The sequence below is a fragment of the Brevibacillus sp. SIMBA_040 genome, from assembly GCF_046535075.1.
Classification (GTDB): Bacteria; Bacillota; Bacilli; order Brevibacillales; family Brevibacillaceae; genus Brevibacillus.
Map to the genome: position 1 here is coordinate 206,775 of NZ_JAWRXI010000006.1, position 13,058 is coordinate 219,832.

At 47.2% G+C, this 13,058-nt stretch carries 12 protein-coding genes; all 12 read left to right on the top strand.

Annotated features, from left to right (window positions below; genetic code table 11):
- Positions 1 to 151: 151 nt before the first annotated feature.
- Complete coding sequence (locus SB752_RS12475) at positions 152 to 1,201, top strand: LLM class flavin-dependent oxidoreductase (RefSeq protein ID WP_410715960.1); 1,050 nt, start codon at positions 152 to 154, stop codon at positions 1,199 to 1,201.
- Positions 1,202 to 1,277: 76 nt separating this feature from the next.
- A complete protein-coding gene (locus SB752_RS12480) occupies positions 1,278 to 2,210 on the top strand; it encodes an RluA family pseudouridine synthase (protein WP_410715961.1) in 933 nt (310 codons plus the stop codon).
- A gap of 107 nt (positions 2,211 to 2,317) precedes the next feature.
- A complete protein-coding gene (locus SB752_RS12485) occupies positions 2,318 to 2,941 on the top strand; it encodes a YhbD family protein (protein WP_410715962.1) in 624 nt (207 codons plus the stop codon).
- Positions 2,942 to 2,960: 19 nt separating this feature from the next.
- Entirely contained in the window at positions 2,961 to 3,683 is a 723-nt protein-coding gene (locus SB752_RS12490) for a polymer-forming cytoskeletal protein (RefSeq protein ID WP_410715963.1), read from the top strand.
- Positions 3,684 to 3,867: 184 nt separating this feature from the next.
- A complete protein-coding gene (locus SB752_RS12495; RefSeq protein ID WP_410715964.1) occupies positions 3,868 to 4,491 on the top strand; it encodes a TetR/AcrR family transcriptional regulator in 624 nt (207 codons plus the stop codon).
- A gap of 32 nt (positions 4,492 to 4,523) precedes the next feature.
- The gene (locus SB752_RS12500; RefSeq protein WP_410715965.1) at positions 4,524 to 5,756 is read left to right on the top strand and encodes an efflux RND transporter periplasmic adaptor subunit; all 1,233 of its coding nucleotides are present in this window, start codon (positions 4,524 to 4,526) and stop codon (positions 5,754 to 5,756) included.
- Positions 5,753 to 8,863 carry an efflux RND transporter permease subunit gene (locus tag SB752_RS12505; protein ID WP_410715966.1) on the top strand — a complete coding sequence of 1,037 codons (3,111 nt, stop codon included), beginning with the start codon at positions 5,753 to 5,755 and terminating at the stop codon, positions 8,861 to 8,863. The genes SB752_RS12500 and SB752_RS12505 overlap by 4 nt, the downstream gene beginning before the upstream one ends.
- A gap of 192 nt (positions 8,864 to 9,055) precedes the next feature.
- The gene (locus tag SB752_RS12510; protein ID WP_410715967.1) at positions 9,056 to 10,351 is read left to right on the top strand and encodes an HD domain-containing protein; all 1,296 of its coding nucleotides are present in this window, start codon (positions 9,056 to 9,058) and stop codon (positions 10,349 to 10,351) included.
- Positions 10,344 to 10,868, top strand: coding sequence for a YwgA family protein (locus SB752_RS12515; RefSeq protein WP_410715968.1), 525 nt, complete (start codon positions 10,344 to 10,346; stop codon positions 10,866 to 10,868). The genes SB752_RS12510 and SB752_RS12515 overlap by 8 nt, the downstream gene beginning before the upstream one ends.
- Positions 10,869 to 10,962: 94 nt before the next feature.
- On the top strand, positions 10,963 to 11,409 hold the full coding sequence (locus SB752_RS12520; RefSeq protein WP_410715969.1) for a hypothetical protein: 447 nt from the start codon (positions 10,963 to 10,965) through the stop codon (positions 11,407 to 11,409).
- A gap of 182 nt (positions 11,410 to 11,591) precedes the next feature.
- A complete protein-coding gene (locus SB752_RS12525; RefSeq protein WP_410715970.1) occupies positions 11,592 to 11,972 on the top strand; it encodes a thioredoxin family protein in 381 nt (126 codons plus the stop codon).
- 105 nt (positions 11,973 to 12,077) lie between these two features.
- Positions 12,078 to 12,995, top strand: a complete 918-nt coding sequence (locus tag SB752_RS12530) for an S-layer homology domain-containing protein (RefSeq protein ID WP_410715971.1) — start codon at positions 12,078 to 12,080, stop codon at positions 12,993 to 12,995.
- Positions 12,996 to 13,058 lie beyond the last annotated feature (63 nt).

Genomic DNA, 13,058 nt, shown 5'->3' on the forward strand with positions numbered 1-13,058 from the left:
TTGTACCCGCAACAAGAACAACTGCCAGGTAAATAAGCCTAGAGCTTGAAATTTGAATTTAAGAGTCTTAAAATAGAGATAATAACTTGCGATATAGAATAACTGTCCGCTCTCGTTAAGAGAATAAGACTACAAAGAGGAGGAAGTGTCAGTGGAAATTGGTTTGAGCACATTTGTAGAAACAACGCCGGACGTTCATACCGGCGAGGTCATAAGTCATGCACAGCGCTTGCGTGAGGTGGTAGAGGAGATTGTACTGGCTGATCAGGTCGGACTGGATGTGTTCGGGGTCGGTGAACACCATCGCAAGGATTATGCGGCGTCATCTCCAGCGATCGTGCTGGCTGCCGCTGCATCACAGACAAAACGGATACGGCTGACAAGTGCAGTTACTGTGCTTTCTTCTGCTGATCCTGTACGTGTATTCCAAGACTTTGCCACGCTTGACGCCATTTCAAATGGTCGGGCAGAAATCATGGCAGGGAGAGGTTCTTTTATTGAATCGTTCCCGCTGTTTGGCTACGATTTGCAGGATTACGATGAGCTGTTCGACGAGAAGCTGGAGCTGCTGCTCAAAATACGGGCTTCCGAAAAAGTGACATGGAGAGGCGGACATCGACCTGCTATTCAAAATTTGGGTGTCTATCCGCGTCCAGTGCAAGACCCGCTGCCAGTATGGATCGGCAGTGGTGGGAATACACAATCGGCCATTCGTGCGGGGCTTCTGGGACTGCCGCTCGTTCTTGCCATTATCGGGGGGCGTCCGGTCCAGTTTGCGCCGCTTGTCGAGCTGTATAAGCGGGCAGCAGCCCAGGCTGGCCATGATGTGTCTAAGCTAACTGTAGCATCACACTCTCACGGCTTTGTGGCAGAGGATACGCAGACAGCAGCAGATAAATTTTTCCCTTCCACGCAGCAGGTCATGAACGTTCTCGGGAAAGAACGCGGCTGGGGTCATTATGACCGCTCCACCTTTGATGCGGCACGCAGCTTTGAAGGTGCTCTGTACGTGGGTGACCCGGAAACCGTTGCCCAAAAGATTATCCACCTACGCAAGCAGGTAGGAATCACACGCTTTATGCTGCATGTCCCAGTAGGCACGATGCCACATGATGACGTCATGAACGCGATTCGACTCCTCGGAACAGAGGTAGCGCCACGGGTTCGTGAGGAAACCGCACGCTGGGAAGCGACACTGTAAGCAAAGGGCTCTAAAAAAGACATGACCGGCTGCTTTTGCTACAATAGGAAAAAAGCATGGAACAGAGGGATAATACGTGAGCAGCAAAAATTGGATGGAGTACACCGTCACAGAAGAAGACGCGGGGATGAATGTCGAACAGATCGTCAGGCAAAAGATGAATGTTTCCGGCCGCATGATGCAGCGTCTGACGAGAAGCAAAGGGATTCTGCTTAATCGAAAGCAGCCATTCCTGCAGCGACAGGTCAAAACAGGTGATCAAATCGCTGTACGAGTAGTGGATAGACAGCCTTTGCTAGAGAAGGGGCCAGTCGCAGCAGAGAGAAGCGTTACACCAGAGAGCATTCCCTCGATCGAAATTCTGTACGAAGACGACCATCTGCTGATCGTAAACAAACCGGCAGGTATGATGGTACATCCGATCAAGCAAGAACAAAGTGGTACGCTTGTTCATGTGCTGGCAGACCTTTTTTTGGCAAAAGGAGTGCAGCTGAATCCTCACCCCGTTCATCGCCTGGACAAAGAAACATCGGGCGCGATCCTGCTAGCAAAAAGCAGCTACGGTCATCAACTAGCAGACCGTTTGCTCCGCGAGGGCGGTATTCACCGGGAATATCTCGCTATCGTCAATGGAGCTGTGAGAGACGAAGCGGGCACAATCGATGCTCCGATTGGCAGAGATCCGAGACACCCGACAAAGCGTAGGGTGGTAGATACGGGGGATCACGCTGTTACGCATTACGAGGTAACCAAACGTTCTTCGCAGATGAGCCTCGTTCGTGTGTGGTTAGAGACGGGACGTACTCATCAAATCCGGGTACATTTTGCACATTTGGGCCATCCACTCGCGGGTGATACGATGTACGGCGCGGCCAGGGGACTCATGCGCAGACAGGCATTGCATGCGTCATCACTGCGCTTCGAGCATCCTGTTCGCAAAGAAGAGATTGCAGCTTATGCCCCTGTGCCAGCGGATATGAAGCGATTGATACAGGCAGAATTTCAATAAGACAGATCAAGTAAGGGCTTCCGCGGGAGTCCTTTTTTGTTTTTCATTCTATGAATCCCTTGATAACGTAACAGTGTTATGTTACATTCTTATTGGAGGTGCTTTACATGGACCCGAATGTCATTTCGAAAAAGGAGCTGCTGGAGTTTACCGGGATCTCTTACGGTCAGTTGTATCGTTGGAAAAGGAAGAATCTGATCCCTGAGGACTGGTTTATTCGCCGGGCAACCTTCACTGGTCAGGAAACCTTTTTCCCCCGGGAGCAAATCCTGGACCGGATCGACAAGATCATCAATATGAAGGATGGCTTATCCTTAGATGAGCTAGCAGACATGTTTTCTCCGAATCTGGCTGGCACCAAGCTTACTCCTGTAGAATTATTAGGACGTAACATTGTTTCGAAAACCTCGCTAGAGCTTTTCGTTCGTCAGCAAGGGGAGTCAGAGACATACACTTTTCAGCAAATCTTGTACGCTTATGTACTTGAGCGTTTGCTGGTGACCGGAGAGATGAGCCTGGACGAGGGCGCGGGATTGCTGCAAGCCTTGGTCAGCCATTATCCCAAGCTTGAGGGAAAACCGTGCGAGCTCATTTTTGTGAGAAAAATGGGGATTTCTACTTTTGTACTCGTGTCCAGCTCGACGGACCTGTATTTTGACAGCGGTGTAAAAGTAGTGAAGCGGCTGAATCTCGCCGGATGTATAGAAGAGCTGAAAGCAAAAATTTCATAAGTAATAGGAGGCATGATTTATGCAACAGGAAAATCGACCTGATCTGATCATACAAGGCTCCACAAATACTTCGGGAGGCGTATACAATCTGGTCAATGTGCAAGGCTTCGGCAAGATCACGGGCAATGTGGAATGCAATGAGCTGCGCTGCGCAGGACATGTCACGATTTCTGGCGATGTGCTCTCCTCATTTGGGAAAGTGGAAGGTAATGCTTCAATTAGCGGCAAGGTAGAGATGGACACCCTCGAGGTCTACGGTCAGGTAGATATCAATGGCGATGTCGATTTTACGAAGCTGCGAGTGGATGGCAGTGCTAAAGTACACGGAAGCTTGACTGGTGAAGAAATCAAGGTGCGCGGTTTTTTAAAAACAACTGGAGATTGTGAGGCAGAAGTGTTTCACGGTAAAGGTGCTTTTTCTATCGGTGGGCTTTTAAATGCAGGACGTATTGAAGTGCATCTCCATGGGGGCTGTGAGGCAAGAGAAATCGGCGGGGAGCATATCGAGGTACGCAAGGCTGGGAGCAGTACGCTCAATAAACTACTGAAGCACATTTTTAACAATACGCTTTCGGTAGATACGATCGAAGGTGATGAAATCTATCTGGAATATACAAGGGCCAAGATTGTTCGCGGAAACAATGTCGTCATTGGTCCTGGCTGCGAGATTGATCTGGTTGAATACGCAACAGATCTCCGTTACGATCCGACCTCCCAAATTAAAGAACAAATACGCAGATAGTGACGCTGAGTTGAAAAAGCCTGGAAATATAAATTCAGGCTTTTTTCTTTTGGGAAAATGAGTCTAAAAAAATATTTGTATTGGAAGCGCATGCAAGTATTTACATGCATGCATGTGCGATATATAATGACGTTGGAAATTATTGAAAATGACAGTAACTACTTGCATGCATAGGAGGTGCGTTATGGAACACCCACCGATCGATCCGTCACTGGGGGGAAAGGCAGAGGAACAGGAGACGCGAGAACGAATCTTGTCAGCCGCGCGGCAATTAATGGCGCAAAAAGGATACAAGGGAGCGACCACGCGTAAAATTTCGGAGCTCGCAGGGGTCAATGAAGTAACGATTTTTCGACATTTCAAAACCAAGGTTGCGATTCTGGAAGAGCTCCTAAAAGATATCCTCGATGTACGGCAACAGCTGGAGCAAGGAATTCAAGGCGAGTATGCCGATATCAAGCAATTGCTAGTAAATTATGCGAGAACCTATTTCAATTTGCTGGTCGATCGAAAGGAAATTTTGATGATTTGCATGATTGAAGCGGATAATCAACCAGAGGTCATCAAGCTGTTTAGCAGTGTTCCAGTAACAGCTGTTGATGTCTTGTCCAACAAGCTAAAGGAATTCGAAGAACAAGGACATTTGCCAAAGGGTGATCCTTGTACAGCTGCCCTGATGTTTATCTCCACATTCTTCTACGCGTTTATGGCCAAATACCGGGTAAATGTTGATTTGGACATCGAAGAGGAAAAGCTGTTTGAGAACGCTTCAGACATTTTATTGCAAGGCATTAACTGCAAGAAATAACAAAACAGTGATACATAGGAGCGGGGGAAGTCATGAAGAGGAAATGGCTTGTTTCTGTAATGATGCTTGGGATCGTAACGACTACAGCCTGCAGTGGACAACAACCAGCAGCGCAGCCGGTAAAGGAAGTTAAGCACGTGGTGTTAGACGCTGTGAAAAAGCAGCAAGCTTCGGCTATTTCAGAGCTGTCCGGGACGCTTGCACCTTTGGACGAGGCTATGGTCTCTTTTGAAGTGGGCGGGCGGATCGTGGAGCTGAATCGAAATGAAGGGGATACGGTTAAAGCAGGAGATGTACTCGCGAGGGTCAATGCGCAGGATTATTCCCTTCAGGTTGCCTCAAGCAGTGCCGCTGTACAGCAGAGCGCTGCCAATCTCAGCAAGGTAAACAACGGGGCTCGGGAGCAGGAAATCACACAGGCTCGCTTGCTTGTGGAAAAAGCGACGATTGCGCATCAGAAAATGCAGGATGATTTTAAACGCATCGAACAGCTTTATCAGGAAAAGGCGATTTCCAAAAGCGATTTCGAAAGCGCTCAGAACGGCTTGACTTTGTCGCAAAAAGACTTGGAAAATGCCCAGCAGGCATACTCGCTTGTGACGCAGGGAGCACGTGCCGAAGACAAGGATTTGAGCCGTGCGACTTACAATCAGGCGGTGATTGCACAAGAAGTGGCAGCCAGCTCCTTGGCCAAGACACAGCTGCGTTCGCCGATTAACGGTACGATCATTTCCAAGCTTTCCTCGACTGGCTCACTGGTCGGCTCAGGAACGCCTGTTTACCAGGTAGGCAATATCGACACGTTAAAGGTCGTTTTGCCAGTACCTGACCGCGAAATTTCCATGTGGAAAGAGGGGGAGGTCATCTCTCTTGATCTGTATGGGCAAAAACGCGATGGAAAGGTAACGAAAATCTTCCCGGCGACAAACCAAAGCACTGGAACAATCGGTGTCGAGGTGCAGATTGCGAACCCCAAGCATGATTGGTTTGCAGGTCAGGTAGTAAAAGCAACCAAAACCATTTCGGGGCAAGTCGGTATCTACGTTCCAGTTGAGGCTGTCATCAGCAGAGGCAAGGATGACGCACATGTTTTTATCAATCTAGATGGCAAGGCAGTCAAAACGAAAGTTGAGATCGGTCAGATTACAAATGACATGCTGGAGATCAAAAACGGCTTGAAAGAGGGAGACCAACTGATCGTCAAAGGTGTTGACCGTTTGTTTGACGGCGACCCAATCGAGACGGCAGGAGGTACACAACCGTGATTGAGTACATCGTCCGCAAGCGCAAGATTACTTTGCTGTTTTTTACGATGGTTGTGCTTGTCGGTTTTATGAGCTTTTTTCAGCTGCCCAAACAGGAGTCACCCGATATCATTGTCAATATGGCGATTGTTACGACCATCTACCCTGGGGCTTCTCCGGAAAAGGTAGAGCAGACGGTAACGAAAAAGCTGGAAGAAAAAATAAACGAGCTGCAAGGCTTGAATTACATCGCTTCCACTTCATCTCTCGGCGTTTCTTCTATTATCGTGGAAACCAAAGGCGATGTAGATCCGAAGCAAAAATGGGATGAGCTGCGTAAAAAGGTAAAGGATGCAGAGGCGGACCTGCCCGCAGACGCCAAACAGCCAATTATTAATGACGATTTGAATCGTACCTTTGTTCAAAGCTTTGCTGTCACAGCAGACACGAAAGAAGAGCTGTACAGTATGCGGACGATGATCAAAGCGTGGAAAGACCAGCTGCGTACCTTGCCAAATGTGGCGGACGTCCTGGTCGAAGGATTACCGAAGCAAGAGGTCCACATCGAGGTAGATACACAAAAGCTGAGTCAGTATGGAATTACCTGGGGCCAAGTGATGATGGCTGTCAAAAAAGAAAATGAAAAAATCCCTCTCGGTGATTTGACTACTGACAAGCGCACCTATCAGTTGAAGCTGGCAGAAAATGAAAACGTAGAAGAATTGAATCAGGTCATTATCTCTCGATCAAAAGAGGGCTTCCCGATTTATTTAAAGGACATCGGATCGGTTGAGATGACGACAGAAACCGTTGCATTCAATTCCTATTTTAACGGGAAACCGGCGATTACCCTCAGTGTGAACGCAGAGACAGGAAGCGATGTGCCCTCTCTGCAAAAACGACTGGACGAAATGATGCTCACACTGGATAAATCATTGCCAGTTTGGGCGGAAAGACATTCGATTTACAGTCAAAATGAACGGGTGGATGATCTGTTTAGCGATCTTACCCGGGAAATGATTGTAGCGGTCTTTGCCGTTTTACTGGTTTGTACATTAGGGTTGAACCTGATTACGTCGTTTGTCGTAGCACTCGCGATTCCGATTTCGCTTGCGGTTGGCCTTTTGTTCCTGCCATCCTTGGGCATCTCCTTGAATATGATTTCGATCGTCTCGTTGATCATTGTTCTGGGGATTTTGGTAGATGACGCGGTAGTAGTCAATGATAATATCGAGCGCCGTCTGTCCGTTCTCGGGGAAAAGCCTTTACGGGCAGCGGTGAACGGTGCAAAGGAAGTTTCCATTTCGATTATTACGGCTACATTGGCAACGATTGCTTCGTTTGCCCCGCTCATGTTTTTGAATGGAAACGTAGGTCAGTTCATTCGCCCTGTTCCTGCGATCATCTCACTGACGATGCTGGCGTCTATGATTATGTCCTTGACGATTATTCCGATTTTCCGTCAATGGTACGAACAGAGGCGCAAGGCAGGAGTAGAAGGGTATCGCAAGCCAGCAGGGCTCCTGGGGAAACAATTGACGCAGCTGACTACATGGTATGCAGGGCGTCTGATGCCGCGTATTTTAAAACGTCCGCTTCTGGCAGGGATGGTCGGTGTTATGATCGGAACTGCGGCATACGGATTGATTCCATTTACCCCCGTCGAGCTGTTCCCGGTCGATGATCGTCCGCAATTTCTCGTCGATGTACGGGTCCCGGTCGGCAGCAGCCTGGAGGAAACAGATCGAGTCGTGACGGGTGTCTCGGATTGGATTTTGAAGCAGCCGGCGATCGAAACGGTAGCAGCCTACAGTGGCGGCAGTGCTCCAAAGATGTTTGGCGGAGATACGGCAGCTGGCAGCGGGATTACTGCAGGACAGCTTGTCATTCGCTATAACAAAAAGGAAACGAAGATCGAAAACATCATCGAGCCATGGACAGAAGAATTTAAAAAAATGTATCCAGAGGCCACGATTATTCCAAAGCAATTGGAGGCCGGGCCTCCTGTTGGCAAGCCAATTGTCATTCGCATCTATGGGGATGACATCGAGACGCTACGCTCCTTGTCTGCACAAGTCAAAGACAAGGTTGCCTATTTAGCAGGCACTTCAGACGTGCAGGATGATTTTGGAGTTGAGCGTCATACTTTGGAATTTGTCGTAGGCAAAGAGTTGATGGAACAAAAGCTCGTAAACTATACAGATTTGTCCCAGACAATTCGTCTGGTTAGCGAAGGACTAACCGTAAGCGAATTTGATACAGGCAGTGATTTGGTTGACATGAAGCTGTTTTTGCAAAAAGGCGATGAAGAACCGTCGCTGTTGTTCCAAAGACTCAGTATTGCCAATGCACGGGGAGAGCTGATCCCGCTATCCCAGCTGGCAGAAGTAAAGCCGACTTTTAGCACGCAATCAATTCCACATCGCAATCTGTCTCGTACAGTGACGATCACAAGTGATGTAAAAGGACGGACGGCTACGGAAGTGATGGCAGAAATAACGCCGATGCTGTCTGGCATGTCTCTGCCAGAAGGATATCGCTTTGAAATCGGCGGGGAAACCTCCGAGCAGACCGATATTTTCATTGATATGGGGAAACTGTCGATTCTCGTTGTATTCCTGATTTTGATTTTGATCGCAATGCAGTTCTATTCTCTATCGATTCCTGTGCTTGTCATGAGCACCGTCTATCTGGCTGTAGCGGGTAGCTTGATAGGCTTGTTTGTCACCCAAACACCACTCGGGTTTATGACCATGATGGGAGTCATCTCGCTTTCTGGAATTGTCGTGCGAAACGGTATCGTCTTTATCGAGTTTATCGAAGAGGCGCGCCACGCAGGAGTCGAGCTGAAGCAAGCGGTGATACAAGCAGGGGAGGCACGGCTGCGGCCGATTCTTTTGACCTCAATGACGGCGGTCGCTGGCTTGATGCCACTTGCCATCTCAGGGGATGTCCTGTTCAAGCCGCTGGCGGTCACGATTATTTCCGGCCTCTTGTTCTCCACACTGCTGACTTTGATTGTAGTACCAGCCTTCTATACGGTACTGACGCAGCGCAAAATCAAAAAGCTGGCGAAAAAAGCAGCCAAGCGACCGGATTTGTACAGTCCAGAGGCACAGATGCACTAGATTCAGCAAGAAATAGCGACAAACGTCCGAGTCTGCGCTTTGGATGTTTGTCTTTTCTATTTAGAGAGCTGTTTTCCATTTCTTCTGATTTATTTCAGAGTCTGAAGATTTTCTGAACGTATGGTATGATATAGGCAAATTACCAGAATGAAAAATAGAGAGAGAACGGAACACAGGAAGGGAGTGTCCAGGATGCAACAGCCACAACTGCTTCATGAAGAAAAAGTATTCAAAGACCCAGTTCACCGTTATGTTCATGTGCGGGACAAGTTTATTTGGGATTTGATCAATTCAGCAGAATTTCAACGGCTGCGCCGAATCAAGCAACTGGGCACCAGCTTTTTTACCTTTCATGGTGGCGAGCATAGCCGTTTTAACCATTCACTCGGCGTATATGAGCTGATGCGCAGGATTTTGGATACATTCGAAGGCAGAATTCAACTGACATACGAGGAAAAGCTCTTATGCTTATGTGCAGCCTTGCTTCACGATGTGGGACACGGACCGTTTTCCCATTCGTTTGAAAAGGTGTTCAAGTATCATCACGAGGACTGGACGCGCGCCATTTTGCTAGGTGATACACACATCAATCGGATTCTGCGCCGTTTTGATGATGACTTCCCGAAGAAGCTTGCCGAAGTGATTAATAAAACCTACGACAACAAGCTGATCGTCAGTTTGATCTCCAGCCAGCTGGATGCAGACCGGATGGACTACTTGCTGCGCGATGCCTACTATACCGGAGTCAACTATGGCAATTTTGAGATTGAACGGATCTTGCGTGTCATGCGCCCGCAAGAGGACGGGATTGTCTTTAAATTCAGCGGCATGCACGCAGTTGAGGACTATATCATGTCCCGCTATCAGATGTACTGGCAGGTTTATTTCCACCCAGTGACACGCAGTGCAGAGGTCGTGCTTTGCAAAATTTTTCAACGGGCAAAGCTGCTATTCTCGCAAGGCTATCCGTTTATCCAGCAGCCGATCATGCTCCTGCCCTTTTTGCAGGACAAGGTAGAGCTGGCGGACTATTTGGCTCTCGATGAATCGATTATTCTCTTTTACATGCAGATGTGGCGCAAAGAAAATGATCCGATATTGAAAGATTTGTGCTCGCGTTTTTTGGACAGGAATCTCTTTAAATACGTCGAATATAATCCAAGGGATTTCCGTTTGCTGGCAGAGCTGAAGGAAGAGTTCCAAGCTGCGGGAATTGACCCTATGTATTATTTGGAGGTAGACACAACCTCTGATCTTCCGTATGATTTTTACCGTGCCGGCGAAGAAGAGGAGCGGATTCCGATTATGCTCCAAATGCCGTCTGGCGAGCTTGTTGAGCTGTCGCAGAAGTCTGAGATTGTACAGGCCATTAGCGGAAAGCGGCGATTTGACTACAAATTGTACTTTCCATTGGATAAAGTCATGGCTTTGCCGGGGGAACTCTCCCGGAAGATTCGAGAACGTCTGGGAGTGATGGAAGATGCTTAATCGTCACGCCAAAATTATTCGCCTGATTGAGATTGTCGGCGAAGTGAGCGGGCGGAAAAAACTGCAGAAAATGGTGTACATAGGGAAACATCTGGAGATGGATTTCGATGAACGCTACGAGTTTCATATGTACGGACCATACTCGGAGGAATTGACACTGCGCGTGGACGAGCTGTGCAATATGGGGCTTCTGGATGAGCAGATGGAGAGCAAGGGCGCGATTCATATGTATCGTTACACGCTGAACGAAACCGGACGCGACTTTCTCCGCTTCCATGAGGTGGACTTTGGTCTCGGCGAGCGTGCCATACTGCGAATGAACGAGGAGAACTCTCGCTTTCTCGAACTTGTTTCGACTATCCTGTATTTCAACCATTTGCCCTATGAAGAGATGAAGGGCAAGATTTTCACCTTCAAAAGCAAACAGCGTTATACCGAGGAAGAAATCCAGAAGGGTCAGGCGTTTGTTGAGGAATTGCGTGCATTAATGAAGGAAGACGGCACGAACCTCATGTAACCAGTGAACTGCATAGGATAACCAGCACGGCGTACGAACTTGTAAGAGTTGGGGTACGTCTTTTTTTTGTTAAAAAAGTGGGGTGTTACGTAGGATGCAACATTTTTGGGGCAAAGGAAAAATGGTGTGGTTGGCAGGAGTGGTGACTCTTTTCACAGCTTTGCTGCAGCTCTCTGGCTGTTCTCCAGCCGAAAGCAATCCTACTCGTGGGCAAGAGAAAACGAATGAAATAGCTAGCTGGCCCTATCCTTTTGTCAAAGTCGAGGACCGTGTTTATGTCATCCAAAATCGTGATGAAAGCAAGGTAGCGAAGGATCTTATCGGAGAACAAATAGGGGTAGTAGAAAAGAAGTATGAATTTGAAGGAGATGAAGGCACATCGCCTGAAGCAGTCATTGTCTCCAATTATTTGGAGAAGGGCACTAAGCTATATGCCATCAAAGGCGTTGATCAAAGCGCTTCGATTGCGATAGAAGCAGGAGAAGATGAATTTTTCCAAGCTACAGAAGAAGGTGTAATCGGAAAAAATAAATCGAATTGAAGAGGATGCAGGGAAAGGGAATAGCCAATACTGTGTCGCCATGTCAGCCATTCAAATGGGCTGGCTTTTTTTGTCTCAGGTGGAGCAGGCATAATACGGGCATTGCTCCTTGACAAGTACATAGAAGAAACTGAAGCGACTTTGCGAAGAACCGCCACAAGCGAGAAGAGGGGGAAGAGGTTGTGGGAATCAAGCAAGTATGGCTGTGGCTGACACTCGTTGGCGTGTTACTGCTTACGGCGGTAACGGCATGGAGTGTATCGAGTACATCTGAACTAAAAATTGTTTATGTATACAGCGATAGTTGTGGATATTGCACGAGCTTTGGACCGACTTTTGAGAAGGTCATGCAGGAGTACCCCACAAATATCATCGATCGATTGGATATTAACAAAAAGCAGGAGCTGGGTGAGGCGCTGAATTTGGGAGCGGAGGCTACACCTACTATTTTTATCGTGGAGAAGGGGCAAGTCAAAGACAAGCTGGAAGGCGATGTGCCGGAGCAGCATCTGCGGGAATTTTTGCAAAAAAACATGAATGAATCTCTTTCTAAAAATGGTTAATATAGGTAAAATATCTGATAAGGAAGCGGTGGATTAATTGCGAAAATTCAGAGGGTGCCTATTCATTAGAGATGATCGGCCCTGCTAATAGGAAGGTGTTTCTTTGTGAAGAGGAAATCGTTTTTTCTGACCATATTATTGGCAACTGCGGTAGTAGCTAGTGGTGGTGTGGGAGAACCTGCTTCTGTGAACGCTGCACAGACAAATAAGGCGGCTCGGGACTATCAAAACCATGTGCACAAGGCGGATATTGAATATGCGGTGAAAAACCAATTGATGTGGCTGTTCCCTGATGGGAATTTTCGACCGGATCAAACGATTACGCAGGCTGATTTGGTTGTGGGTTTAGTGCAAGTGAAGGGGTTAAAAGAAGGGGATGCGATCAAGGATTTTCCTGTTGGTCATTGGGCGAAGACTTATTATGAGCGAGCGGTGAAGGATGGGATTTTGAAAGATGTTGCGGTAGAGCCGAATAAGGTTTTGACGCGGGAGGAAGCTGCTTTTTTGATGATCAATGCATGGGAGAGTGTGCGTCAAAAGAGGACTCAAAAAGACTCAGAACAAAATAAAAATCGATCGCAAGTTCATTATGCGGTAAGTAATTCATTGATGGCCGAAAAAACTGGAGAATTTCCTAATGGTGTACTTACAAGCAAATATGATAGTAAATCTATGATGACACGTGGAGATGCGGCGTATAGTTTACACAAACTTCATTTGGACTTAGTTGGTATATATGAAGCTGAAAAGTTGTTTACTACATTCCGCAATAGTTTAAAACTATCGAACGGTAATTTGACCTTGACTATCCCAAGCTCAGAAAAATATTCCTTAGATATTACATTATATTTAAACGGACCTAAAGTTAAAGATTATAACAATCATGGGAAAGCTTCGATAGACGTATCTCAAGCAACTAGTATGTTAGTTAGGATAGTATACAAGGGACAAGCCAGACCATTAGCACACTATAATTTCACTAACTTACCAAATAGTTTGGATCATAAGAACATACGGCGGTGAATTAGGTGAAAAAAGTCTTTCTTTTATTAATTTCTGCTGTGATTTTTCTTGGAGGATTTCTTG